The sequence below is a fragment of the Bradyrhizobium sp. MI1.4 genome (assembly GCF_055811315.1).
The window spans coordinates 182227-205327 of sequence record NZ_JBVVPP010000006.1; the positions used below are offsets into that span (position 1 = coordinate 182227).

Annotated in this window: 23 protein-coding genes, 1 tRNA gene and 1 pseudogene; 10 read left to right on the forward strand and 15 right to left on the reverse strand. The window is 62.2% G+C overall.

Going from position 1 to position 23101, the window contains the following annotated elements:
- Positions 1 to 180: 180 nt before the first annotated feature.
- The 3 genes from AC0L23_RS09600 (at position 181) to AC0L23_RS09610 (ending at position 3306) form a co-directional block, all read left to right on the forward strand.
- Entirely contained in the window at positions 181 to 1191 is a 1011-nt protein-coding gene (locus tag AC0L23_RS09600) for an aldo/keto reductase (RefSeq protein WP_085361124.1), read from the forward strand.
- Between the two features lie 13 nt (positions 1192 to 1204).
- Positions 1205 to 2518 (forward strand): tetratricopeptide repeat protein, encoded by a 1314-nt coding sequence (locus tag AC0L23_RS09605; RefSeq protein ID WP_085384263.1) that lies wholly within the window; start codon positions 1205 to 1207, stop codon positions 2516 to 2518.
- A gap of 197 nt (positions 2519 to 2715) precedes the next feature.
- Complete coding sequence (locus AC0L23_RS09610) at positions 2716 to 3306, forward strand: hypothetical protein (RefSeq protein ID WP_018453119.1); 591 nt, start codon at positions 2716 to 2718, stop codon at positions 3304 to 3306.
- Between the two features lie 38 nt (positions 3307 to 3344).
- Here AC0L23_RS09610 and AC0L23_RS09615 read toward each other — a convergent pair.
- Positions 3345 to 3472, reverse strand: a pseudogene (locus tag AC0L23_RS09615) (oleate hydratase); the annotation flags it as partial.
- A gap of 270 nt (positions 3473 to 3742) precedes the next feature.
- Between AC0L23_RS09615 and AC0L23_RS09620 the strand changes: the two are divergent.
- The gene (locus AC0L23_RS09620; RefSeq protein ID WP_018453118.1) at positions 3743 to 4063 is read left to right on the forward strand and encodes a hypothetical protein; all 321 of its coding nucleotides are present in this window, start codon (positions 3743 to 3745) and stop codon (positions 4061 to 4063) included.
- Positions 4064 to 4121: 58 nt separating this feature from the next.
- Here AC0L23_RS09620 and AC0L23_RS09625 read toward each other — a convergent pair whose 3' ends face one another.
- From AC0L23_RS09625 to AC0L23_RS09635, 3 genes are read right to left on the reverse strand one after another with little or no spacing between them, the layout of a single operon-like run.
- Positions 4122 to 5393 carry a flavin monoamine oxidase family protein gene (locus AC0L23_RS09625; protein WP_473356820.1) on the reverse strand — a complete coding sequence of 424 codons (1272 nt, stop codon included), beginning with the start codon at positions 5391 to 5393 and terminating at the stop codon, positions 4122 to 4124.
- Positions 5394 to 5403: 10 nt separating this feature from the next.
- On the reverse strand, positions 5404 to 6114 hold the full coding sequence (locus AC0L23_RS09630; protein WP_085361186.1) for a RibD family protein: 711 nt from the start codon (positions 6112 to 6114) through the stop codon (positions 5404 to 5406).
- Between the two features lie 19 nt (positions 6115 to 6133).
- Positions 6134 to 6808, reverse strand: a complete 675-nt coding sequence (locus AC0L23_RS09635) for an FABP family protein (protein WP_085348315.1) — start codon at positions 6806 to 6808, stop codon at positions 6134 to 6136.
- Between the two features lie 652 nt (positions 6809 to 7460).
- On the opposite strand from AC0L23_RS09635, the gene AC0L23_RS09640 reads away from it, so the two are divergent.
- Complete coding sequence (locus tag AC0L23_RS09640) at positions 7461 to 8603, forward strand: helix-turn-helix transcriptional regulator (protein ID WP_085361126.1); 1143 nt, start codon at positions 7461 to 7463, stop codon at positions 8601 to 8603.
- A gap of 13 nt (positions 8604 to 8616) precedes the next feature.
- Here the strand turns inward: AC0L23_RS09640 and AC0L23_RS09645 are convergent, their stop codons facing one another.
- The 3 genes from AC0L23_RS09645 to AC0L23_RS09655 form a co-directional block, all read right to left on the reverse strand.
- Positions 8617 to 8865, reverse strand: a complete 249-nt coding sequence (locus AC0L23_RS09645) for a hypothetical protein (RefSeq protein ID WP_007615460.1) — start codon at positions 8863 to 8865, stop codon at positions 8617 to 8619.
- 661 nt (positions 8866 to 9526) lie between these two features.
- Positions 9527 to 11026 carry a hypothetical protein gene (locus AC0L23_RS09650; RefSeq protein WP_473356821.1) on the reverse strand — a complete coding sequence of 500 codons (1500 nt, stop codon included), beginning with the start codon at positions 11024 to 11026 and terminating at the stop codon, positions 9527 to 9529.
- A 62-nt stretch (positions 11027 to 11088) separates the two neighbouring features.
- On the reverse strand, positions 11089 to 11946 hold the full coding sequence (locus tag AC0L23_RS09655) for a hypothetical protein (RefSeq protein WP_473356822.1): 858 nt from the start codon (positions 11944 to 11946) through the stop codon (positions 11089 to 11091).
- 366 nt (positions 11947 to 12312) lie between these two features.
- Here AC0L23_RS09655 and AC0L23_RS09660 point away from each other — a divergent pair, with 366 nt between their 5' ends.
- From AC0L23_RS09660 to mscL, 3 genes are all read left to right on the forward strand, one after another.
- Positions 12313 to 14133: a caspase family protein gene (locus AC0L23_RS09660; RefSeq protein WP_473356834.1), complete on the forward strand. Its 1821-nt coding sequence runs from the start codon at positions 12313 to 12315 to the stop codon at positions 14131 to 14133.
- 37 nt (positions 14134 to 14170) lie between these two features.
- Entirely contained in the window at positions 14171 to 14347 is a 177-nt protein-coding gene (locus tag AC0L23_RS09665; RefSeq protein WP_473356823.1) for a hypothetical protein, read from the forward strand.
- 364 nt (positions 14348 to 14711) lie between these two features.
- A complete protein-coding gene (mscL, locus tag AC0L23_RS09670; protein ID WP_473356824.1) occupies positions 14712 to 15188 on the forward strand; it encodes a large conductance mechanosensitive channel protein MscL in 477 nt (158 codons plus the stop codon).
- A gap of 231 nt (positions 15189 to 15419) precedes the next feature.
- On the opposite strand, the gene AC0L23_RS09675 is transcribed toward mscL, so the two are convergent.
- Positions 15420 to 16061, reverse strand: coding sequence for a tyrosine-type recombinase/integrase (locus AC0L23_RS09675; protein WP_473356825.1), 642 nt, complete (start codon positions 16059 to 16061; stop codon positions 15420 to 15422).
- 259 nt (positions 16062 to 16320) lie between these two features.
- Here AC0L23_RS09675 and AC0L23_RS09680 point away from each other — a divergent pair, with 259 nt between their 5' ends.
- Together AC0L23_RS09680 and AC0L23_RS09685 are read left to right on the forward strand one after the other, a co-directional pair.
- Positions 16321 to 17070: a hypothetical protein gene (locus AC0L23_RS09680; RefSeq protein WP_473356826.1), complete on the forward strand. Its 750-nt coding sequence runs from the start codon at positions 16321 to 16323 to the stop codon at positions 17068 to 17070.
- Positions 17054 to 17881 carry a DUF3037 domain-containing protein gene (locus AC0L23_RS09685; RefSeq protein WP_473356827.1) on the forward strand — a complete coding sequence of 276 codons (828 nt, stop codon included), beginning with the start codon at positions 17054 to 17056 and terminating at the stop codon, positions 17879 to 17881. The genes AC0L23_RS09680 and AC0L23_RS09685 overlap by 17 nt, the downstream gene beginning before the upstream one ends.
- Before the next feature lie 15 nt (positions 17882 to 17896).
- Here the strand turns inward: AC0L23_RS09685 and AC0L23_RS09690 are convergent, their stop codons facing one another.
- From AC0L23_RS09690 to hisD, 7 genes are all read right to left on the reverse strand, one after another.
- Positions 17897 to 19303, reverse strand: a complete 1407-nt coding sequence (locus tag AC0L23_RS09690; RefSeq protein WP_473356828.1) for a tyrosine-type recombinase/integrase — start codon at positions 19301 to 19303, stop codon at positions 17897 to 17899.
- 89 nt (positions 19304 to 19392) lie between these two features.
- Positions 19393 to 19468 (reverse strand) — tRNA-Phe (locus AC0L23_RS09695).
- Positions 19469 to 19653: 185 nt separating this feature from the next.
- The gene (yacG, locus tag AC0L23_RS09700; protein WP_007597555.1) at positions 19654 to 19836 is read right to left on the reverse strand and encodes a DNA gyrase inhibitor YacG; all 183 of its coding nucleotides are present in this window, start codon (positions 19834 to 19836) and stop codon (positions 19654 to 19656) included.
- A 155-nt stretch (positions 19837 to 19991) separates the two neighbouring features.
- Positions 19992 to 20621: a Maf-like protein gene (locus AC0L23_RS09705; protein ID WP_007597557.1), complete on the reverse strand. Its 630-nt coding sequence runs from the start codon at positions 20619 to 20621 to the stop codon at positions 19992 to 19994.
- Positions 20622 to 20777: 156 nt separating this feature from the next.
- On the reverse strand, positions 20778 to 21245 hold the full coding sequence (locus tag AC0L23_RS09710; RefSeq protein WP_018453112.1) for an arsenate-mycothiol transferase ArsC: 468 nt from the start codon (positions 21243 to 21245) through the stop codon (positions 20778 to 20780).
- 5 nt (positions 21246 to 21250) lie between these two features.
- Positions 21251 to 21748 carry a UPF0262 family protein gene (locus tag AC0L23_RS09715; RefSeq protein WP_018453111.1) on the reverse strand — a complete coding sequence of 166 codons (498 nt, stop codon included), beginning with the start codon at positions 21746 to 21748 and terminating at the stop codon, positions 21251 to 21253.
- The gene (hisD, locus tag AC0L23_RS09720) at positions 21745 to 23040 is read right to left on the reverse strand and encodes a histidinol dehydrogenase (RefSeq protein ID WP_085361127.1); all 1296 of its coding nucleotides are present in this window, start codon (positions 23038 to 23040) and stop codon (positions 21745 to 21747) included. The genes AC0L23_RS09715 and hisD overlap by 4 nt, the downstream gene beginning before the upstream one ends.
- Positions 23041 to 23101: the final 61 nt, after the last annotated feature.

Here is a 23101-nt window from a genome sequence, read left to right on the forward strand (position 1 = left end):
CCACCCGGGGGCTTTTACCGCTCTGCGGTTACAACCCACCCCCCCAACCCGGTTCATTGCGAGCGCAGCGAAGCAATCCAGGCTGCCTCCGCAGAGGGATTCCTGGATTGCTTCGCTGCGCTCGCAATGACGGAGTGAGACGGTTATGCTGTCGCCAGAAGAAGCAGCAAGGACGCGCCCATGCAATACCGCCAACTCGGCCGCAGCGGCCTGAAAGTGTCGCCGATCTGCTTGGGCACCATGATGTTCGGCGGGCCGACCGATGAAGCCACCTCAAAGCGGATCATCGCGAAGGCGCACGAGGCCGGGGTCAATTTCATCGACACCGCCGACGCCTATTCCAAGGGCGCATCCGAACAGGTCGTGGGACGCGCCATCGGCAACAACCGTCACGCCTGGGTGCTGGCCACGAAACTCGCCAATCCCATGGGCGACGATCCCAACCGTGTCGGCCTGTCGCGACGCTGGGTCTTGCAAGCGGCGGATGAGAGCCTGAAGCGGCTCGGCACCGACCACATCGACATCTATTATCTGCACAAGGAAGACCATTCGACGCCGCTGGAGGAGACGGTGCGCGCGATGGGCGATTTGATCCGCGCCGGCAAGGTGCGCTATTTCGGCGTCTCGAACTACCGCGCCTGGCGCGTCGCCGAAATCTGCAACATCTGCGACCGGCTCGGCATCGACCGGCCCGCGGTGAGCCAACCCTATTACAACGCCATGAATCGCATGCCCGAAGTCGAGCACTTCCCGGCCTGCTCCTATTACGGCCTCGGCATCGTGCCCTATAGCCCCCTGGCGCGCGGCGTGCTGACCGGCAAATACACGCCCGACGCGGCTCCCGACAAGGAGACGCGCGCGGGCCGCAATGACACCCGCATGATGCAGACCGAATGGCGGCCGGAATCGCTCCAGCTGGCGCAAGAGATCAAGGTTCACGCCGAAAAGAAGGGCATCACCGGCGGCCAGTTCGCGGTCGCCTGGGTGCTGAACTCCGCCTTTGTCTCCTCGACCGTTGCCGGCCCGCGCACCGAGGAGCAATGGGACGGCTACATCGGCGCGCTCGACTATCGGTTCACCGCCGAGGACGAGGCGCTGATCGACAGACTGGTCGTGCCGGGTCATCCTTCGACGCCAGGCTACAACGACCCGGCCTATCCGATCGAAGGACGTCGCGCGCGGACGGCCTGAGCCGGAGACAAGGATGGCCCTCGAAGATCGCTATGGCCTGCCGATCTCCACCTCTTCGCCCGAGGCGGCATCCGCTTATCGTGAGGGCGTCGACCTCATGCTCGCGGGCTGGACCGGCACGGCGGAAACGCTGGAGCGCGCGACTGCGGCCGATCCGGATTTTGCGCTGGCCCATATCGCCCGCGCCCGCCTGCATGGCTTCTATCAGCAAGGCGACCTGGCACGTCAGAAGGCGGCCCTCGCGCGTGAGCTCGTGGCGACACGCGGCACGGAACGCGAGCGTTCGCATGTCGAGACGCTGGCGCTCGCAATCGAGGGCCGGCTGCCGGAGGCGATCGCGGCAACGATGAAGCACGTCGAGGCGTGGCCGCGCGATGCATTGGTGCTGTCGCTGCCGCTCGGCGCCTTCGGCCTGTTCGCGTTCTCCGGCATGGCCGATCACGACCGCGCGCGGCAGGAGCTGTGCGAGCGCGTCGCGCATGACTATGGCGAGGATTGGTGGTTCCTCACCATGTACGGCTGGGCGATGACCGAGAACGGCAATGTCGGTCGCGGCCGCGGTGTCACCGAGCGCGGCTTCGAGCTGCGCCGGCAGAATGCCCATGCTGTGCACGCCGTGCTGCATGCGATGTTCGAGGACGGTTCGATCGAAGCGGCCGACCGGCTCGTCGACGACTGGATCCCCTCTTACGACCGCGCCGGGATCTTGCACGGCCACATCCGCTGGCATCAGGCGCTCGGCGCGCTGGAGCATGGCGATGCCGCGCGGGCGCTCGCGATCTATGCCGATGTGCTGCAGCCAAAGGCCACACAGGCGCCGCCGCTCAATCTCGTCACCGACGGTGCGTCACTGCTCTGGCGCCTGTCGGCTTACGGCCACGCCGTGCCGAGAGCGCTCTGGGTCGAAGCCGATGCCACCGCGCAAAGACTGTTTCCGAAATCGAGCCTGCCCTTCGCCGATATCCACATGGCACTGTTCGCAGCCGCAACGCAAAATCGCGAGGCGCTTGTCGCGCGGTTGACCGCGATCGAGCAGCGGCTCGCCAATGGCAAGCTGCCGGCCGGCCCCGTCGTGCCGGCGGTCTGCCGCGCGCTGGCAGCCTTTGCGGACGAGGATTACGCGGCATGCGTGCAAATGCTCGCGCCGGTCCTCGACGAGGTCGTGCGTCTCGGCGGCAGCCACGCCCAGCGCGAGTTGATCGAGGACACTTTTGTCGTTGCCCTCATGCGCAGCGGCGACCTGCCGCGCGCCCGCGCCCTGCTCGACGCCCGCCTGCACCGCCGCCCATCCTTGCGCGATACGCGCTGGCGGGCGGCTATGGGGTAGTCCCGCCACGAAAAAAACACCGGCCTGACGGCAAGTGCTGGCCGGGAATGGGTTGGGCGATATGGGCGAATTGCCGTTGGGGTGGCGCGGTGGTATTTCAGACGAGTCCGGCAGAACAAACGGGATCGCAACCAATTTACGGTTCGCTGGTTATCCGACGGGACTTTTCGGTCGTTCCCTGGCATGTGAGCCTTCCGATGCGCCTCTGCCGCCCCATCCTCGCTGCTGCCCTCGTCGCCACCTTGGTCCTCTTGGCAAGCCCTTGTTTTGCCGAGTCTTCCGCGCCGATTCCCGTCAACAATCCGCCCGGGCAACAGACCGCCTTTATCGACTTGCTGGCGCTGATGTCCGGCCACTGCAAGACGTTGAAGGTTGCCGGCCGCACCTTCCCCTGCAAGACGGTCGCCTACGCTCATGGTGACAAGGGCCGGGTCAATTTCACGGTCGCGGTCGACGATCCCGCTGATGACAATCACGTCGTGTCGTTCTCCGGCGAGAACGGCAAGCGCGCCGACGACAATTCCTACGAGCTGCCGATCGACCGCATGCTGCTCAACTCCAAGGACCGCCCCAAGGTCGACGGGCTGCCGGTGCCGGCCGAGCAGACCTCCACCGGCCTCTGCCGCCAGACCGGCAATTTCGCCGCCAAGAAGGTGAACGACGTCACCTGCTCCGCGACCGACAGCGAGGGCCGGAAGTACGAACTCCTGTTCGTCTCCGACGGCACGCCGGTGAGCGTGCGCCGCATCAGGCAGTCGGCGCCGTCGATCCAGGATCCGTTCAAATAGCTCCATCCGTTACGTGAACGCCTTTCCAGCGTCGCGAAGAAGGCGAGATTGACGGAGTTCCTGGGCACCGGCAGCGGTCGGCCGCGCTGCGCGGCATGAACATGCTGGTGATGTAGGGCATGCGGCAGGGAATGCAGATCGCATCCTCGAAGACGCCAGGGTCGAATTCAGATGGCCGCGCACCAGCTGTGTGTCGAAGCCGAGATTGCTCACCGACGAATTCGCGCGCATCGTCACCACCGATGACGTGATTGCGTCATTCGCGGCAGAGTGATGGCAGAGTTGCGATCACGCCGGTGATGCGACAATAGATCTCACGAGACGCAAGCAGCCGCGCGAACCGGACCAATGTAACTGCGTCGTTTCGACGCCCGCACTGGCCGGAACGTGCCGGATGACCATGTGTTGTCACACGACATTCAACCGGAGTGATGACATGAAGTATCTCTTTGTCGCGATGGCCGTCGGTGCTGCGGCGCTTGTCGGCGGATCCGCGGCGAACGCGGCCAATCATTCAAGTGCGAAACAGAACGCGCCAGCCGCCCAGTCAACCGACATCAGCGCGCAGCACAGGCACCACCATCACGGCTATCGCCATCACTGGCGTCCTCACCACCATCACGGATTTCATCGTCCGCACTACCGGAGCTACGGCTATTATCCGCGGCACCACGGCTATTACGGCGGTGGACCGTACGGATATTACGGCGGCGGCGGTCCCAGCGTGACGTTCGGCTTCGGCGGCAGCCGCTGGTAAGACGAAAGGCAGCAAGACGAAAGGCTCGCGAAACGCGGGCCTTTCTTTGCTCGTCAGCCTATTCCCGCAAGATTATCCCCGCCGTCTGTTGACCGCTCGCCAGCGCCGCTTCGACTGTACCCATGTCGGCTCCGCGATAGAGCGCCTCGCCGGAGAACAGCACCGGACCGTCGGCGCGCGCAAGGATCGTTTGCGCCTCGCGCGTTCGCGGCGTCGCCCAGGAATAAGCGCCGCGGGCGTAGGCATCGTGCGCCCAGTTTGTCGCGACCGCGATGACGAGTTCGCGTGCGAGGTCCTCGCGCGACAGGCCAAAGACGATCGCAAGCGAATCGAGCCCGGTATCGATCAGCGCTTGCGGGTCGAGACGCGACAGCGCTGCCGTGCGCGGGCCGCCGAACCATCCGGTCAGCACGGGATGCCGGTTCGGATATTGCGTCCACCACACCGGGATGGCCTGGTCGGACAAAAGGAAGGCCATGTCCGCGAGCTCTTCCTTGCGCTCACGCCACCATGGCCGCCTGAAGCGCAGCAGGATTTTTATCACGTTACCGAAGCCGATATCGTCGGCCGCCGCCGCCTTCGCGCGCGCGCGGCTCGGCAGCCCGATCTCGCGCAACAACGGCAACGGAACGGTGATGATCACGCGATCGCAGCCCTGCACGTCGCCGCCGACACAGCGAACGGCGATCGCGCCGCCCTCCTCCTCGATCGCCAACACCATGCAGCCGAAGCGAAACGTCACGCCAAGCTTGCGGCACTCGGCTGCCAGGAAGTCGATCATCCCACCATAGCCGCCCTTGATGCGCGCCTGCGGAGAGTGCCCGCCAGCCATCCATTCCTCGCGCAGCGCCAGCGTGGAGGCGGACTCGGGATCGGCCGCATCATAGCCCTCGACCATCCGCTCGATCGAATGGCGCAGCCGCGCATGCTCATCCCCGGCAAAATGCCGGCGCAGGAAATCGGCGACGGTGAGGTCGTCGTTCAATTCCCGAACCACGGCGTGCAGCTCAGCCTGATGCGGATCGTGGCGATCCTCGCGCACGATGTCAGCGCCGTCAAAGCCCCATCGCTCGCCCTCGATCTCCTGAAGGGACAGCCCGGCTTCACGCAGCAACGCGCGCGTGACCGGCGCCTCGCCGTGGACGAATTCGGCGCCGCCGTCGGCGGGGTAGCCGAACTCCGAAGCAGGCAGCGGATGGATGCGGCCGCCGCAGCGCTCGCGCGCCTCCAGGATTGTCACGGTCCTGCCCGCGCGCGCCAGCTCGCGCGCCGCCATCAGGCCGGCCGCGCCGGCACCGACAATGACGATATGCTCTGATGTTGCCGACATCTCGGTGCTGTTACTTGCCCATGGCCTGCGGATCGTTCTGGATCAGATAGCGCAGCAGCAGGACGCCGCCACCGACATCCCGCGTGCTCTCCAGCGTCATCGCGCTCAGTGGTGCGCGCCGGTCGCCGTCGGAGTCCATGGAATCGAACACGAATGGCGCGCCCTTGGCGCCGTCGATCGCGGGACTGAGGATCAGGTTGAACTCGTCGATCAGGCCGGCACGCAGGAACGCGCCGTTGGCGACGCCGCCGCCCTCCACCAGCAGGCGCTTCACGCCGAGCTCGCGGTTGAGGATGTCCAGCGTCAGCGCGAGGTCGATCTCGGACTTGCCGGCAAAGATATAGGACACGCCCTCGCCGCGGAGCCCCGCGAGATGCGAATCTGCGACGCTCTCGGTCAACACGACGACGATCGGATCGCCGCCGATATCGGAGCGGCCCCAGCCGATCTTGCCCTGCGCATCGAGCACGACGCCATAGGTTTTCGCGTCGCGTCGCGCGAACCAGTTTTCGCGCGGAAATTTCGCGTCCGCCGTCGTGGGATAGGGCTCGCCCTTGGCGAACTCCGAGCCGGTGATGCGGCCGATCACCCAGGCGTCGCCGCCGAGCTCGTCGTGGATCTTCTCGAACCAGTCCGTTCCTGCCCCCTTCGGGCGCCAGCGGCTCGGATGGGTGCGGCCGTCCAGACTCGAATGCATCAGGCAGATGACGTAAGGCTTCATGCGTATCTCCGGGCCGCGCTCAGGCAGCCGGCTCATTGCCCTTCTCATTCCCAGTGGCGCGATCGTTCACGATCAAAGCGAGGGGATTGAGCTTTGGCGGCGCGATGAGTTTCAGCGTGTTGGTGTCGCGATGGTTGAACGGCGCGCCGCGCACGAACAACTCGGTCTGGATCAGATAGGTCCAACTGCCGTCGTCGTTGAAGGTGATGTCGCAGCGGTAAGCATCGGTGCGGAACGCTTGTTCCAGAAAATCAGTCGAGCAGATCCCGTAAGCGGTGTCGCCGCGCTTGGCGGTCACGGAGATCTCCTTGTCGCCCGGCCCGGCCTTGCCCGACGCCAGCAGCACCTGCCCGCGCGGGATCGCCAGCGTCTGCATGATCAACCCGGTCGCGGGCTCCCACAACCAGTAGCCGACCTGGTCGTGGAAGGTGATGTCTTCCTCGGGCGTGTTGATGTGGATGTGATAACGCAGCCCATAGAGCAGCTGCGGCCCGTTGGCCTGCGGATCGATCGGGTCCATCCGGATGCGCTCGATGAAGGTCCGCCGCTCCGGCCCCTCGGCCTTCGGATTGATGTCGATACCCTTGTCGGCCTGCCAGACACCGGCGAGACGGCGGAGCGGGCCGAGATTGGCAAGCCCGTCGGGCGAGACGTCCTCGGGCTCGGTGAAGATATCGGCGGGAAGGGGGAGCATGGGTGTCCTCGTGTCGTTGCGAGGCAGCAATAGCATGAGAGCGCGGGCGTGGCTCGTTCTCCAGCCTCACAATCGCGAATGGACATAGGCGTCACGCGCAGACGATCCATCACGCGAAGCGGAGCCGAACCTCCTCAGTTCGGCTCCGTCGCCAGTGCGCTTAGTGGCGGCGGTCGCGGACCTTAGGTTGATTGCGGTGGTCCCGGACGATGGGTTGATTGCGATGGTCGCGCACGATGGGCTGGTCGCGATGGTCGCAGACGATGCGTCGTCGCGCTCGAGGGTGTCACCACGTCGCCAATGCGATCGCTGGATGGAGTTGTGCATGGAGTTATGCCTTTCGCTTGGTGGATCACTGCGAGCTACCTGACAACAAGGTAGATTTTGCAATCGACGTCGAATCTGCCGCAGTTTTAATCAGACACCCGAGCGTCGGCTTTATGCAGCCAAGGCGTTGACGTTCCGTAATTCGTGAAAATCATGGCAGCTGCCCAGGAGAGCGTCATAAGCATTTGTGTTCGGTGTTCCCGTTTGCGCCACGGAATCACGATGATAAGATCACCTCAGGATTGTGAAATACACCATAGGCGATGAAGCCACTCCTAAACTAGCGTTCACGTGACGTCGGTTATTTTCAATTGAGTGGTTTGGAATGCAGCAGGCTTCGGTCGAGAAGTTCTCGGATCTCATCGGCAGTATCTATGATTGTGTGATCGCGCCGGAAGGCTGGACCGAAGTTCTGGATCAGATCTGCGCCGAGTTCGGCTTTGCCACCGGCGCGCTCTCGGTCGCCAGCCTCACCAACATGAAGGCCGTCGTCAATGCGGTCTCCGGGTCTGACCTGGCCCAGATGGCCCAGAACGCGGTCGGCTACGGCCCCGACATCATCGAGCTCTGGGGCGGCGCCGAACGCATTCGGCAATACCCGCTCGGCGAGCCGATCGTTCAATCCCAAGCCGTCCGGCCGGACGTTATTTCCAGCAACCGCTACTATCGCGAATGGGCCATGCCCAAGGGCTTGTTCGACGCCGTTGCCGTCGGCCTCGTTCGCGACAGGACGATGGTTGGAAATGCGATATTCAGCCAGCATGAGTCGGCAGGCCGGATCGACGATGCGCAGGTCGACGGATTGCGCCTTCTGGCGCCTCACATCCGCCGCGCCGTGACGATCAGCAATCTGTTCGACATGAAGGGGGTGGAAGCCAACACATTCGCGGCGACGGTGGAGGCCCTGACGGTGGGCGTCGTCCTGGCCGACGAGGATTCGAAGATCGTTCACACCAACGCCGCAGCCGCGGCGATGCTCGCGGCCGGCGATCCGATCGTGGCAAGGCATGGCAGGATCGCGGTTCAATCCGCGGCGAGCACGGCCACATTGCAATCAGCCGTCGCGCAGGCGGCAAAGGACGAGGCAACGCTCGGGCAAAAAGGCATCGGCATCCCGATCCCTCGCCAAAGCGGTGAGCCTCTCGTCGTCCACGTTCTGCCGCTGCGACGCAGCCACACACGATCCGGTCTGATCCAGAGCGCCGCTGCCGCCGTGTTCGTGACGTCAGCCTCCGGGCCGCCGCGATTGCCTCACGATGCGCTCAACCAGCTCTATGACCTGACGCCGGCCGAGATTCGCATCTTCGAGCTCATTTGCGAGGGACACACGCGAGACGCGATCTCGGCCTTGCTCGGCGTTTCCGTCAGCACCGTGAAGAGCCACCTCATTCACGTCTTCGAAAAGACGGGCTGCCGGCGCCAGGTCGATCTGGTCAGGCTCGCGAAATCGCTGACGTTCCCGGTGTAACAGAAGACCGCGCTCAAGCCGCTTCCGACGTTGATCGCGCACGCTGCTCGAGCACGCCGATCGTCGAGACCAAATTGTCGCGTCGCGCGCGAAGATTCAGCGCAAGAAGCGGATAGGTCGGCTGAAGCACGTCAAACACCCCTGCTCTCGCCTCTTCCTCGAGAATGTCGGTGTTGATGAGTCTAACGCGCCACCACAAATCGGCGACCAACGCATCGAGCCGGAGTTCGCCGGCAGCACCAGAACGGGACATTTCTTGCATCACTTGCCTCAACCTGAAACGGCCTCTCTTCCAAGGCCAGACTTTGGTCCTGGCTGAGCAAGCAGAGTGCCAGCAACGGCGGGCGCGATCTGGTTCCGGAACGGATTGCTGCGCGAGCCGGCTGGTCAAGGCTTGGCGCTCAAGGCTTGGCGCTGGGCAAGATGTTGCCCGTGGAGAGCGAAAATGGTGCCCAGGGGCGGAACAGCATTCGGCGAGAGCAATCGATAAGTAGTTGAGAAGACAAGAGAATTAGTCGAGGCAACAAGCCGCTGTGTATAGGGCTCGGTGGTGTTTTGTGTATAGGATGGTGCTGGGCCTCTTTATCGAGTCCACCCGTGCGCTTTTCCTTTTGCCGCTCGTCTGCCCTCTTTTCTGACGCGGAGACTCCACGGCCCCCGCTGGCCCTCTGAGAGGCTGTCAGCGTGGCCGGTCTGACCTGTGATGACCACGGCAATAGTCAGGGGTGGCTGCAAGATACCGATGATCCTGAAATTGGAACCGTGACATCCACGGGGCGGACTGGTCGCAAGCAAAAAGGTTCTAGTAATGGAGGAGGAAGTGAGAGCCTGTGAGAGCCAGTCTACTAGGTCTAACGGGGTGAACTCCCGCCTACATCAATGGATCATGATCATGATGGAACCTGTAAGAATGGTGAGCCAGCCTACTCGTCTACCATCTCTCTCAGGAGAGGCATCAGGCTCTCGCCTATGAGCCTCTGACCCATGTTCCCGTGATTGCCGTTGATCATCCAATTCAGCAAGCGAGCGAGATAGCCGCTGCTCATCGTCATTGCTTCCTGAGGAAGCTTGTCCGTCTCCCATGATGTCAGATCACCAGCCACTCCGGTTCGTTCAGCCCTGATCCCTGTCATGCCTGTGACCATCGAGAACGCTTCATTCAGCACTTCCTCTAACAGGTCATGAGCCTGCCAATAGACGATGTAGCTATCGTGAATGGTCAGGACAGGTAGCCCTCGCTCGGTGAACCTCCTGATCACATGCTCGGTGATCCTGCTGTCGTCATTCATTAGCCCGATGCCAGCGTCAGAGGCGAGGTCATTCGCGATAGCGGGATGCTTGCGCCTGAGTCCGTCCAACAGCAGCGACAACTCCGTGTTGGTGAAGCTACCACCCTGCTGATCGCCCTCCTTCCTCCGCTGGCTCCGAAATGCGTTGAAGGTCGCTCTGTCGTCCTTGGCATTGATGGCGGTCAGCATCAGGGCCTTGGTGTACTTCCTTGTCTCTTGCTGTGTGGTCAGGAACGCCGGGATGTCCAGTTGGTAGGCGTCTCCCTTATGTTCCTTGTAGTAGTTGATGGCCTTCCGGGCATACAGCAGTGCGATGTGCAGCGAGGAATAGTCCTGCTCAATCGTCGGGGCATCATTGATGAAGATTTCACCCCGCCATGACTTGGGGCATTCCTGCCACCAAGCCCCGTAGAACCTGCCTCCATTGGAGAAGCTGGCGCGGTTGAACACCCGGTGAACCCGTTGCCTCGCGGGCCCGATGACCAAGCGTGATCCGTTGCTCAGGGGTATCCACGGCTCATTAAGCTGCCTGATGTCAATGAAGTGGCGAGCCAGCAGATCGTTGTAGTCCCGGACAACCTGTCGCATCTGGCAGGTTTCCGCTGTGTCCTCGTACTCGATCCGATCACCCTCATCGTCCTTGAGGATGATGACTTCCTCGTCCCGCGATACGCCGATCTGATAGGCATCGAGATTGCAGCCCTTGAACAGGACAATCAGTTCCGACGTGGGCCAGATGCGGGTGAGCCGCCCCGGGCCGCCAGCCTCGCTTCTGACGTGGAAGCCGCGCTTGACATGGATCAGACCTGCATCATGAAGCAGCCAGACCACATCCGTTATCTTCTTCGAGATGCGCAGGGCGTTGTACCGGCTCTTGGGCTTGTAGGCGCTCGCGCCCATCGCCACAGCGATCTTCAGGTCCGGGTGCATCAGCCATGCGACGTACAGGTCGAGCAGGACCACCTTGAAGTGCTTCCGCTCGATGTTGGTGTTCATGCGGTTCTGACACCGGGCGTACACGTCATCAACGAAGGTATTGGCCTCAGGAAAGTCCGACGACCGATGCACGTCGAGTGGGCGGGAGAAATCCAGCGCCTCTGCCTCCCGTTGGGCCTCCTGCCCATCCTCATCCATGGTGTTGGCTTGTCGATTAGGCTTCATACGGTGTTACGGGAGTCGCTGGTGCGCTCAATGGATCAGCGCTGGTGCAGTGCCGGTTTGGCGCTATCGCTCTGTGTGACTCTCTCTGGCCCATGTGGAGCATGTGCAGCCATGGCAACCTTCTCCTGCATGGCTGACCAGGTAGCGCCCTTCCTGCCACCCGACAGGAGCATCTTCTCCATCGCCTTCCAGAGCCGTCTGCCGACGTATCGCAGGTCAGCGCGGCGGATGCGGCAGTATTCCTTGGTGGGAACTTCCTCCTCAACGCGGCGAGTCAGTTCCTCTGGCCCGTTGGGGCCGTAACGGATGACGCCCGTCTTCTCGCGGCGGCTGCGGTAACGCGTCACGGTTCGCGAATAGACTTCCCTCCGCATGAAGCGCTGGCCGAGCAGCGCGATCATGTAATCGTTGCGCACCGGCTGCGGGATCGTCGGGGTGATGAGGGCGTCAATGGCGAGCGCGAATGCGAGCAGGTTGACCACGCCTCGCCGGGTCAGCAATCCTCGATCCCGTGTCCTCAAGGCCAGTAGGGCGTCATACCGTTGCTTTGGGTGTCGGAGCCGCTTCATAGAGAGCGGAGCAGGCAACCTCGCCAGCGGACGGGAGAACGTCTTGGCGATCTGAGAGGCCCAATCATCAAAGACGCCGCTGGCGATCTTGTCTGCGAAGTGCTCCCGGACGACGGCCTCAGCAATGGCAAGCTGCTCCTTGCTCGGCTTGCCGAAGACGGGCTTCATGTCCTCAAGGAACTGCCGTTCACATAGACCGCAAAGGTTCGACCACCGGGTAGCCTTGTTCCGGCATCCGAGCGCCTGACACGGGAGGCCCGCAGCAGCCACAATGGCGTTCCGTTCTGCTGCGGAGAGACGGGTGTCGGTGGTGATCTGACGCATCGGGTAAGTACGTATTAGGATGTGTGTGTTCCCATCCCGGAACCTGAGAGACAAGCGTGTTCAGGCCCGGACGCGGGGCTTCGTATGGGTATGGTATACGGCTGCATTATGGCAGCTAAGTCATTGGCAGAACTGCGAAATCTATCCACGTGTGGATAGGCATCCATAGTAGAATGGTTGGGAATATACCCACCTTGGTTGCCTTGATCTCCACGCCAGCCCCGGCAACACTCAGGTGAGGATCAGGGCGCATCCTGCCACTCATCCGAACGGGCCAGTGCGGACCTTTGGTGATCGACAGCACAGAGCCGATGCTTGCCTTTGAGCAAACTCTGCATAGGCTGCGCACATATTTCGGGGATTGTGATGGGCGCTCTTCGTTGGCTCTCTTTTTTCGTTTCCATCTGGCTCGTATGCGGCACTGCTCACGCTGAGCGCCGTATTGCGCTTGTCATCGGCAACTCCGCCTACAAGAGCGTTCCCAAGCTCTCCAACCCGGCCAACGATGCCGCCCTGGTCGGGAGCATGTTCAAGAAGGCCGGGTTCGACTGGATCGACATCAGGACCGATCTCAACGCTTCCGAGATGCGCAAGGCTCTGCGTGACTTTGGTGGTCGGGCGCGAGATGCTGAGGTAGCCGTCATCTACTACGCCGGTCACGGCATTGAACTTGACGGCACCAACTACCTCATCCCCACTGATGCTGCTCTTGAGACCGATAGCGACGTTCTCGATGAGACCGTGGCGCTAGATCGGGCGCTGTTCGCGGTCGAGCCTGCGAAGCAGCTTCGGCTGATTATCCTCGATGCTTGCCGGGACAATCCGTTCGCCAAAAGCATGAAGCGCACGGTTGCCGCCCGTGCCATAGGACGCGGCCTTGCCAAGGTCGAGCCGACCAGCCCGAACACCATGATCGCGTTCGCAGCGAAAGCCGGGTCCACGGCATCCGATGGCGACAGCAAGAACAGCCCATTCGCCGCAGCGCTTGTCGAGCGGCTACCGACACCCGGCCTTGATCTGCGCAAGGCGTTCGGGTTCGTGCGTGACGATGTGTTGAAAAACACAAGCTACAAGCAAGAACCCTATGTATACGGCTCCCTTGGCGGCGATGACGTGGCGCTGGTCGCCGCGAAGCCGACCGCAACCGGGCCTCAGGCCAGCCCGGACAGCGAAATCCGGCGCGACTATGAACTGGCGCTCCAGCTTGGCACCCGTGACGTATGGGCTGCTTTTCTCAATCGCTATCCGAGTGGCTTCTACACCGATCTGGCAAAGGCCCAACTCAATCGGATTGCTGCTGAGGAGACCCGCGCCGCCGCGACCGAGAAGGCTCGACATGCCGAAGAAGAAAAGGCTCGGCTTGCCGCAGATCGCGCCAAGATGGCTGAACAGGCCAAAGCTGCCGCCACCGCCAAGGCCGCTGAGGATGCGCGGCTCGCCGCTGAAAAGGTCAAACAGGTTGAGGAAGCAAAGGCAGCAGCCGCCGAACAACGCCGCAAGGAGACTGAGGCCGCTCTCGCCAAGGCGCTGGCCGACAAGCAAGCCGTCGAGAAGTCGCTTGCCGACAGGATGACGAACGAAAAGGCCGCTGCCGAGAAGCAGGCGATCGATACCGCGCAAAAGGTTGCTGCCCTCCCACCGCAAGCACCTTCGCCTGAACCCGCGCGGTCGCCCCAAGAACTCGCCAAGTCAGTCCAGTCCGAACTTCGCCGGGTCGGCTGTCTTGCCGATGCGGAGAGCGGCGACTGGAGCGCCAAGTCGCAGCGTTCACTGACATTGTTCAACAGGTATGCTGGAACGAAGCTCAACACGGCGCTCGCAAGCTCAGATGCGCTGGACACGATCAAGGCTCGGTCAGGCCGCGTCTGCCCGCTGGTCTGCGATCATGGTTTCAAGGCCGACGGAGATGCCTGCGTGAGGATCGCATGTCGCGCTGGCTATCGGGTGAACGATGCTAACGAATGCGAGAAGGTGCAAGATAAGAGGCCACTTGGTCAGCGAGAGAACGACGCCAAAAAGCGAGACGAGGAGCGCAGAAGGGTTGAACAAGCTCCACCAAAAGCTCAGAGTTCAGGACAGATAACCTGCAACATCGGAGGCTGCCGTCCAGTTAAGCCGGGATGCAGACTAGTGCAAACTGCTCGGAGGGCCGGGGAGCCTAACAACGGGCTTGAAGTCTGCGATTGATGGCCCCAGAGCGGCCCCGCGAACGTAGGTAGACGCTATGAAATGGATGCTGGTGGTCTTGGTCGGCGGCGTCTCGCCCGTCAACACCGATCTGGCGTTCGACAAGTTCAGCGATTGTCTCGCCGCTGAGGAGCAGATGCGGCATCACTATGCCGATGCCTTCGAGGCGTGGGATCGGATGGCTGCGGCACGGATCGACCGGCGCAGAGACTAAAGGAAGGCCCGCGACATTGAGGCCAAGCGGCTGTTGAGCTATCGTTGGGACGTGTGTCCGTGGCGATCAGCAGCCGGTCGCCACTCCGCACCCGCAGTCTCCTGCTCCATCCTTCCAGAAGCCCGCCGAGACGTCGCCCCAGCCAACGCCCCACTTGAGCTGTCTTGCTTGGTGCAGTCGCGGCCATGAAGCCAATCAGCGCGTCACGCACTGCCATTTGCATCGCGTCCACAAACACCATGCGGCGGCAGGCGCCTGGAGCGGTATCCTTATCCGGAACAACGGAATGGGCGAGCCTGTCTAGGAACGCGAAGATATGTCACACTGACCGAGCGATTATCTCGTCCATTGAAAAGAGGCGATCATGTTGGAAGACTTCAAAAAGTTCGCCCTTAGAGGCAATGTGGTGGACTTAGCGGTTGGCGTGGTTATCGGTGTTGCCTTCGGCGCAATCGTCACATCTCTGGTCGCCGACATCATCATGCCGATTATCGGCGCCATCACTGGAGGGCTGGACTTCTCGAACTATTACATTCCGCTGTCATCTAAGGTGCAGGCTGGGGCATCCTACGCCGACGCCAAGAAGGCAGGGGCGGTCCTTGGTTATGGGCAGTTTCTCACTGTCGCTCTGAACTTCCTGATCGTGGCCTTCGTGCTGTTCTTAGTGATCCGGGCGATGAGCCGCTTGCAGCGCAAGGAGGATGCGAAGGTCGCTGAGCCAACCCCCGCCGAACTCCCCGCAGACGTGAAGCTACTCGCCGAAATAAGGGATCAGATGACGCTTTTAAATCGCGGTCTGACGGGCGCGTCGGAGGGGCTGACGAAACGTGTCGGGCCGTAGTTACGCACCAGTGCTCCAGCGGGGCTGGTGACGCCGACCCAACCTCCACTGTGCAATTCTTTTCGCCAAGCGGATGATGGACATTCACAAGCGCGACGTTACTGATGCCGTCGCGCTGGCCGAAATCACGGTCCGGGAGATCGGAGCGCCGAAACAGTAGAGCCACGTTGATTTGGTGGGCGCAGCAAAATAGTCGAGGTGCTTGACTATGCAGCGGCACCTACGCCTGCCTCAGCTCCTCCAGAAGTCTTTGAACCGGGTCGGCGACAGCTCGGTATATCTCACAGTATGCTGAATGTTCCGGTGGCCCAGATAGGCTTGCAAGGCTCGCGTGTCGTGGCCTTTATTCGCGAGAGCGAACCCGCAAGCGTGACGCAGCATGTGCGGATGTACCTTGAACGGCATCCCGGCCTCCACGCCAGCCCGCTCCATCATGCGAGCGAAGCCGGCAGTGGTGAACGGGCCAGCCCTCTCGCTGGTGAACACGAAGGGCGACTTCGGCTCCTGCTCGCGCTGCAACCGCCGCAAGGCCCGTAGCTCATCCCCCGTGATCGGGTGGGTGCTGGGTGTGCCTTGCTTGACCCGACGGACGTGCAGGGTGGCGCTGGCGAAGTCGATCTGGTCCCACCGAAGGTCCACCAGTTCGGACACCCGCAGGCCATGCCGCCACGCGACGAGGATCATGGTGCTGTCACGCTGGCCCCAACGGTTGCGCTTCGCCGCCTGGATAAGCTTGTCCACTTCGGTCTCTGTCAGATGCTCGCGGCTGCGTAGCTCGGCGTTGGTGCGCCGCTTGGGCGTGACTGTTCGTTTTTCGGTGGCTGGGGTGACGAGCTTGAGTTGCGATTTGGCCATGATCTGCCGCGTTTCCATGAGATGACTGTTCGTATAATAGTCGAAATACGAACAGTGTGCAAGTGGAAGGCTATGGTGGCGCCATGTGATCCCCGACGCCAGCTTTGCCGAAGCGAAAGGGCTTCTCAACGGAGTAGGGAGGCCGGGCGGGGGGAAACACCAGCCCTCCTCTCCGCTCAATGCCTTCAAAAGTTTGTCGAAAAATCTGGCTTACCGCGAGCCGTGTTGATTGCCTCACTGTTTACCGGCAATGTATGGCTGTGGTCGGGGGAAGCAGATGCAGGTATCGCTCTTTACGCGGTGCATTGTTGACCGTTTGGGAGTATTTGGTGTCGGGGTAACCGCACCACACTTCATTAGAGCCGACGATGGGCTCACCTACGTGGTCAAGGATGAGGTGCCAAGCCCGCCGCTCACCGTCCGAGCTTCTGAGTTTCTTTGGCTTTCTTTGGCCAAAGCTGTAGGTCTGCCCGCCCCCGTCGTCGAGGTCATCAACGATGAGCAAGGCAGGCCATTGGTCGGCACCAGACACGAACACACCAGCAACCCGAATGCGTTGGCCGCTTTCTTAACCGGCCATGTCAACCACGGCGGGGTGCATCTGAGCCGCATCTATGCGTTCGATTTGTTCTCCGCCAACTGGGATCGGCATCCAGGTAACTACCTAGTGCTCGATGATGGAGCGGGACTACTGGCGGCGTTTGCCATAGACTTCTCACACGTAAAGGTCCATCCGGGGCTTGCTGACCCGGTCACAGACCCGCTTGCATCCGTACAGACCGCGACACGTCAGTACTTTCCGGTTGTAGTCGCGCCATACGGACCGGATGTGAGCGCGGCCATCTCCATTGCTGACCGGATCGACGCCTTGCCGGTGACAGCAGTAGACATGATCTTAACTGCGATGCCAAATGATTGGCTCAGCCCGGCCGAGAAAGCTGGGGTATCAAACTGGTGGAACGGCCCCTCCCGATCGACAAGGGTGGCTACACTTAAACAGGGATTGCAGAATGGCACGCTCATTTGATTTCGCCGTGCTGCGCTTAGCTCCCGACCTTCTCCGGGGCGAGGCTGTCAACCTTGGCGTTGTGATTTTTTTGGAGGGTGGTGTCGATGTCCGTACTGGAGAAGTACTCAGTCGGGCGCGGGCTCTGTATCCCGCCGCAACACCGGATGCGTTGCGGGAGGGCGTGAACCTATTGAAGCGCCTTGGTGCTGTCTCGTTGTCCGCCAGCGAGCGCCACCGAACCCTGAGCAGGCTCGGTGTGTTTTCGCTCGGTGAACTAGGACACTTCACAGTCGAAGATGATGGACGAGACAGCTATGAAGCGCACGTTGCGCTGCTGATGGATTTGTACGCAGCAAAGCCAAAGCGGATAGCCAAGCCGAAAACGTCAAGCCGCCTCCAGACTCAAATCCGCAAAGTATTTCGGGACGAGCGAGTGCTTGCACCGGTAGGCGATGCTGGAGCGATACAAGAACACAAGATCGTACCAGACTGGCCAATCCCAAACCGCCCCAGCTTGAGGGCCGACCTTGCTCTACGAAACAGGATCATGCGGGTTTGCGAGATTGTGGAGTTGAAGCTGGACGAGGGCAAGTCTCCAGCCGCCCTGTTCGAAGGGGTTGTGACGTTGGATGTGGCTCACAAAGAAGTGGCGGCGGAGCAGACCGTACTTGCGTACCAAGCGTCCGGCCCCAGCGCGAGGATCGATGAGGCTCTGGCAATCGCTCGGTTACATGCAACTGACTTGGTGAACTGGGACGCTCCCTCAGAACGAGAGACCTTCTTGCACGAATGGATTTCTGCTGCGCACGGCAGACACCTGTCGTCGTAAACGAACGGCCTTCTTCTAGCTCTTGCTGGCCAAGATGAGTGACCACGCCTTCTGCGCTGCGCCCCGCTTGGCATCTATCAACTCGCTTGACCCGTAGTTGCTGGCCACGTCCCCAGCGGTGTGACCCTGAAGCATGTTGGCGAGGTCACGGTGAACGCCCAGTTCACGCAGAGCATCTTTGAAGGTATGGCGAAGGCTGTGCGTGGTCTTAGGCTTCTCTGCGTTCGGGTCGCGCAGTTTGATCTTGGTCAACCATTTGCCCAGCGCCGCTGATGCCGAGCCACTGCCGTTCGGTCGTCCGTATCGAGGGAACACAGGGGTTTGCGGTCCAGCAGCCTCCAGCCGAGCCATCCGCCCAAGAAGGGCGGCAAGTGCTTGAGCATCAACGACTGGGATAACACGGACGGACTTCCTGTTCTTTAGCCGCCTGATCGAGTTGTAGCGCAGCGAGAGGGTGCCATCTGCGAGGTTAACATCACCCAGTTCCAGCCCGCAGATTTCGCCAAGCCGCGCACCCGTGCAGGCAAGCAAGCGAACGATGTCCTGAAGCTCATCATTGATGCTGGCGACCTCCGACAGAAGAGTGCGCACTTCGGCATAGTCAAACGACACGCCGTTATCATCGTCGCCTTCAGGGACGAGAACCTTGAGCTTCCCCCATGGATTGACGCCAGCATGTTCAAGCTCATGAAAGCTGAAATCGAACATCGCCTTCAAGAAGGCAATCTGCTTCTTCACCGATCCAGCGCTGTAGCCGTCATTTTCCAAATGGGTACGGAATGACCTCGCATCCGCTCTTGAAACAGTGGTGATCACCTTGTCGCCGATCTTGCGGATAAGCTCAGTGACGATGCGCTTCCGCTCGCGTTCGTAGCGAAGCCAATCCTCGCGCTGTGTGTCGCGTCCCCGTCCTCGATCCTCCAACAGCAGTCGCAGGCAGTAGCTCAGTTTCGGCTTGGGCCGGGACATCGTTCCCTGCACGATGGCAATCTCGGTGGACACCCTCTGCAACTTGGCCCGCTGACCGTTGGTGGCAACTTCAAACGCCTCCTCAAGCTCGTCGATGTCTTGCATCCCAGCATCGGCCAACACGATGTCCACCGCATCAGAACGTTCATCGGCAGTCCAATCGCTCTCCGCTCCGATGGAAGGCAGGCCCCGCGCCCTCAGCGAGCGGACGGCAGCTTCAAAGACCAGATCGCTGCTAACGCCCGCGTCGGTCTTGGCTTGGGCGAACATGCGCTCCACGCCAGCATGGAACTCCGCATGGCGCAGCCTCACTACCCTCGCATCTGAACTCTCAAAGCTCTTGACGATCTCCGTCTTCCCAAGTGCATCGCGGATGCCCTCCGGCACACGTCTGCGATAACCGTGGATGCCGGTCTTGGTGGTGGTGAGGTATGGAAGGTTGAGAGTGGGCATTCGTGTAGTGCATCGTGGAGGGGGCTGTGTACCGATGCACTCTGAAAAACGCAATAACTTCAGGCACTCAAGAGGTTACCTAAGGCTGATGGTGCCCAGGGGCGGAATCGAACCACCGACACTGCGATTTTCAGTCGCATGCTCTACCAACTGAGCTACCTGGGCGTGCTCCAAAGAGGGGCCAAAGCCCATCGAGCGGGCGGTTTATAGTGGGCTGAAGGCTGCCTGTCCACCCACGCTTCGCCGATGGCTTCGCGGGGCGTGGCCCGGCTGTGCACAAGGCAGGACGTGGCTCGGAGGCAACGCCGCGTAGCGGTGCATCGACAATTTAAATGCTTGATAGAACAGGGTTATTCCTCTCCGTCTGCCTCGTCATCCCGGCCGGGAATGACATAGGAGCCTTTCAGCCAGCGGTTCAGATCGACGTCGCGGCAGCGCGAGGAGCAGAACGGGCGGGTGGCCTCGGACTGCGGCTTGCCGCAGATCGGACAGGTTTTGAGGGGGCTTGCGGGCTTTTTCACCTGGTCGTCCATAGGGTGCTCAGCTTACACGAGGTGAGAGAGTTCAAGAGCCCGTCGCCAAAGGGGTTCCCCCGGCGGAAGCGCAGGCGTCCCGGCCAGATTTCCGCGGGGCAATTCTACTGTGCATGGGGTTGTTTTCGCGATTTTTGCAGGAGCGGCTTTTCGGCTCAGACGGCGGTGGCGTTGAGCCAGCCGAAGCGGATCGGGAAACCTTCGCCGCCGAGCAGCGTGGTGGTCTCGTAGAGCGGCAGGCCGACCACGTTGGTGTAGGACCCCACCATCTTGACCACGAAGGAGCCGGCGATGCCCTGCACCGCGTAGCCGCCGGCTTTGCCGCGCCATTCGCCGGAGCCGATATAGGCCTGAATGTCGTCCTCCGAGAGGCGCTTGAAGCGGACGCGGGTCTCGACCAGGCGCTGGCGGAAGGCCTCGCGCGGCGTCACCAGGGTGATCGCGGTGTAGACGCGGTGGTTGCGACCCGACAGCAGCCGCAGGCACTGCGCGGCCTCGTCGACGAGGTTGGCTTTGGGCAAGATGCGGCGGCCGACCGCCACCACCGTGTCGGCGGAGAGGATGAAGGCGCCGCGCAGCTCGTCGTCAAGCTGCACCGATTTGAGCGCCGCATCCGCCTTGGCCCGCGCGAGCCGGTTGGCGCAGGCGCGCGGCAGCTCGCCCCGCTTCGGCGTCTCGTCGACGTCGGCGGGCCGGAGCGCGTCCGGCTCGATGCCGGCCTGGTTGAGCAGCGACAGGCGCCGCGGCGAACCGGAGGCGAGAACGAATTTGGGGCGGCCGAGCATCAGGTGATTTGGGGAATGAAGCAGGGGGTGAATTGCGCGCGGAACCTATCGGACGGGGGCTGATTTCACAACCCGGGAACCCGGACTTTACTGATTCGACGGGTACAGGATGCGTGTGCCTGCAGTCTGTGACGCGGGTGTTACGGGCGCCGAATGCTACCCGTTCGCCGCGCCCACCTTCGAAAACCGCCGGCGGATGCGCAGCAGGAGCTGGTCGCAGACGTCGCGATAGGCAGCCAACTTCTGGTCGCGGCTGCCTTCCATGGTGGTGGGATCATGCGTCGGCCAATACTCGACGTCGGCGGCAAGCGTGCGGGTCAGCTCCAGCGCCTTGTGATGCGCCTCCGGCGACAGCGTGATGATCAGGTCGAAATTCAACCCCTCCCAATCCTCCAGTTCCTCGAAGGTCTGAGGCTTGTGGGCGGAGATGTCCTGGCCGAGCTCGGCCATCACGGACACCGCGAACGGATCGAGTTCGCCGCGCCTGGCGCCGGCCGATTTCACGTAGAGCCCTTGCGGAAACATGTGCCGCAGCAGGCTCTCGGCCATCGGCGAGCGCACGCTGTTCATGGCGCAAGCGAACAGCACCGATTGCGGATCGCGTGCGCGTGGCGGACCCGCCATCGCGCTTAACCCTTCCAGTGCAGAACGGTAATGAGCGTGAACAGCCGGCGCGAGGTCTCGAAATCGACCCGCACCTTGCCCTTCAGCCGCTCCTGCAGCGTGCGCGAGCCCTCGTCATGGATGCCGCGGCGGCCCATGTCGATGGCCTCGATCTTGTCCGGCGTCGCTGTGCGGATCGCCTGATAGTAGCTGTCGCAGATCATGAAATAGTCCTTCACGATCCGCCGGAACGGCGTCAGCGACAACAGATGCGCGACCACGGGCGTGCCGTCCTCGCGACGGATGTCGAACATCAGCCGGCTGCCGGTGATCCCGATATGCAGCGTGAACGGCCCCTTCCCGTCGGCGCCCTCCGGCGCGAACAGGTTCTGCTCGATCAAATCGTAGATCGCGATCGCGCGCTCATGCTCGATGTCAGGCCCGGAACGGCCGATCGAGTCCTCGTCGAGCGTGACGCCGACGATGCGATTGGTCGAGTCGTCCTGTTCGGGCGGCTGGGTCATGACAAATTGAGGCGCAATCCAATCGAGCGCGAATGGGCATCTAGCCCCTCCGCCTTGCCGAGAATCATCGCGGCTGGTCCCAGCGCACGCAGCTGATCCGGGCCGCATTTCAGGATCGAGGTGCGCTTGAGGAAATCGTGCACCGAGAGCCCCGACGAGAATCGTGCCGAGCGCGCCGTCGGCAGCACATGGTTGGAGCCCCCGACATAGTCCCCGATCGCCTCCGGCGTATGCGCCCCGAGGAACACGGCGCCGGCGTTGCGGATTTTTGCGGCGAGCGCGTCGGGATCTTGCGTCATGATCTCGAGATGTTCGGCGGCAATCGCATCCGCGAGCGGAATGGCCTCGTTGAGGTTCTTCACCATGATGATGGCGCCGAAATCGGCCCACGAGGCGCTGGCGATCACGGCGCGCGGCAGCGTCTTCAACTGCGCCTCGACGGCTTTTTCGACATCGGCGGCAAGGCGCGCGGAATCGGTAATCAGGATCGACTGCGCGCTGGCATCGTGCTCAGCCTGGGCCAGCAGGTCGGCGGCAATCCAGTCGGCATTGCCGGTGTCATCGGCGATGACGAGCACCTCGGAGGGACCGGCGATCATGTCGATGCCGACCTTGCCGAAGACCAGCCGCTTTGCCGCGGCGACATATGCATTGCCGGGGCCGACGATCTTGGCGACGGGCGCGATCGTCGCGGTGCCATGGGCGAGCGCGGCCACCGCCTGCGCACCGCCGACGCGATAGATCTCGGTGACGCCGCCAAGCTTTGCCGCCGCCAGCACCAGCGGATTGAGCTTGCCGTCGGGCGAAGGCACCACCATGACGAGACGCGTCACGCCGGCGACCTTTGCCGGCACCGCATTCATCAGCACCGAGGACGGATAGGCCGCGGTGCCGCCGGGCACGTAGAGGCCGGCGGATTCGATCGCGGTGTAGCGCCAGCCGAGCTCGACGCCGAGCTGATCGGTGAAGCGCTCGTCCTTCGGCAGTTGGCGGCGGTGATAGGTCTCGATGCGATCGCGCGCGAGCTTGAGCGCATCCAGCGTCGCTGCATCACAGGCTTTCACCGCGGCCTCGATCTCGGCGGCGGTGACGCGCAGGTCGGATGCATCGAGCGTCAACCGGTCGAACTTTGCCGTGGCCTCGAGCAAGGCGGCATCGCCCCGCTTCGCCACGTCGTCGACGATGGCACGCGCGGCCGCCTCGACATCGGCCGAGGCCTCGCGCTTGGCGGCGAGGAAGGCCCCGAATCGCTGGTCAAAATCGGCGCTGCTGCGGTCGAGACGAACGGGCATCTTGGCTTCTAACTGGTTTTTGGGGGCGCGGTTTGGCTCACCAGGCCCCTGCTCAATGGCG

Excerpts from the sequence above, each read along its gene's own strand:
- AC0L23_RS09625 (WP_473356820.1), bottom strand. The coding sequence starts at position 5,393 with ATGTCGGCAACATCAGAGCATATCGTCATTGTCGGTGCCGGCGCGGCC.
- AC0L23_RS09665 (WP_473356823.1), top strand. The coding sequence starts at position 14,171 with ATGAAATGGATGCTGGTGGTCTTGGTCGGCGGCGTCTCGCCCGTCAAC.
- AC0L23_RS09605 (WP_085384263.1), top strand. The coding sequence starts at position 1,205 with ATGGCCCTCGAAGATCGCTATGGCCTGCCGATCTCCACCTCTTCGCCC.
- AC0L23_RS09635 (WP_085348315.1), bottom strand. The coding sequence starts at position 6,808 with ATGCTCCCCCTTCCCGCCGATATCTTCACCGAGCCCGAGGACGTCTCG.
- AC0L23_RS09660 (WP_473356834.1), top strand. The coding sequence starts at position 12,313 with ATGGGCGCTCTTCGTTGGCTCTCTTTTTTCGTTTCCATCTGGCTCGTA.
- AC0L23_RS09710 (WP_018453112.1), bottom strand. The coding sequence starts at position 21,245 with ATGGCGGGTCCGCCACGCGCACGCGATCCGCAATCGGTGCTGTTCGCT.
- yacG (WP_007597555.1), bottom strand. The coding sequence starts at position 19,836 with ATGGACGACCAGGTGAAAAAGCCCGCAAGCCCCCTCAAAACCTGTCCG.
- AC0L23_RS09680 (WP_473356826.1), top strand. The coding sequence starts at position 16,321 with ATGCAGGTATCGCTCTTTACGCGGTGCATTGTTGACCGTTTGGGAGTA.
- AC0L23_RS09650 (WP_473356821.1), bottom strand. The coding sequence starts at position 11,026 with ATGGATGAGGATGGGCAGGAGGCCCAACGGGAGGCAGAGGCGCTGGAT.
- mscL (WP_473356824.1), top strand. The coding sequence starts at position 14,712 with ATGTTGGAAGACTTCAAAAAGTTCGCCCTTAGAGGCAATGTGGTGGAC.
- AC0L23_RS09610 (WP_018453119.1), top strand. The coding sequence starts at position 2,716 with ATGCGCCTCTGCCGCCCCATCCTCGCTGCTGCCCTCGTCGCCACCTTG.
- hisD (WP_085361127.1), bottom strand. The coding sequence starts at position 23,040 with ATGCCCGTTCGTCTCGACCGCAGCAGCGCCGATTTTGACCAGCGATTC.
- AC0L23_RS09655 (WP_473356822.1), bottom strand. The coding sequence starts at position 11,946 with ATGCGTCAGATCACCACCGACACCCGTCTCTCCGCAGCAGAACGGAAC.
- AC0L23_RS09640 (WP_085361126.1), top strand. The coding sequence starts at position 7,461 with ATGCAGCAGGCTTCGGTCGAGAAGTTCTCGGATCTCATCGGCAGTATC.
- AC0L23_RS09685 (WP_473356827.1), top strand. The coding sequence starts at position 17,054 with ATGGCACGCTCATTTGATTTCGCCGTGCTGCGCTTAGCTCCCGACCTT.
- AC0L23_RS09705 (WP_007597557.1), bottom strand. The coding sequence starts at position 20,621 with ATGCTCGGCCGCCCCAAATTCGTTCTCGCCTCCGGTTCGCCGCGGCGC.
- AC0L23_RS09715 (WP_018453111.1), bottom strand. The coding sequence starts at position 21,748 with ATGACCCAGCCGCCCGAACAGGACGACTCGACCAATCGCATCGTCGGC.
- AC0L23_RS09690 (WP_473356828.1), bottom strand. The coding sequence starts at position 19,303 with ATGCCCACTCTCAACCTTCCATACCTCACCACCACCAAGACCGGCATC.
- AC0L23_RS09675 (WP_473356825.1), bottom strand. The coding sequence starts at position 16,061 with ATGGAAACGCGGCAGATCATGGCCAAATCGCAACTCAAGCTCGTCACC.
- AC0L23_RS09600 (WP_085361124.1), top strand. The coding sequence starts at position 181 with ATGCAATACCGCCAACTCGGCCGCAGCGGCCTGAAAGTGTCGCCGATC.
- AC0L23_RS09630 (WP_085361186.1), bottom strand. The coding sequence starts at position 6,114 with ATGAAGCCTTACGTCATCTGCCTGATGCATTCGAGTCTGGACGGCCGC.
- AC0L23_RS09620 (WP_018453118.1), top strand. The coding sequence starts at position 3,743 with ATGAAGTATCTCTTTGTCGCGATGGCCGTCGGTGCTGCGGCGCTTGTC.
- AC0L23_RS09645 (WP_007615460.1), bottom strand. The coding sequence starts at position 8,865 with ATGCAAGAAATGTCCCGTTCTGGTGCTGCCGGCGAACTCCGGCTCGAT.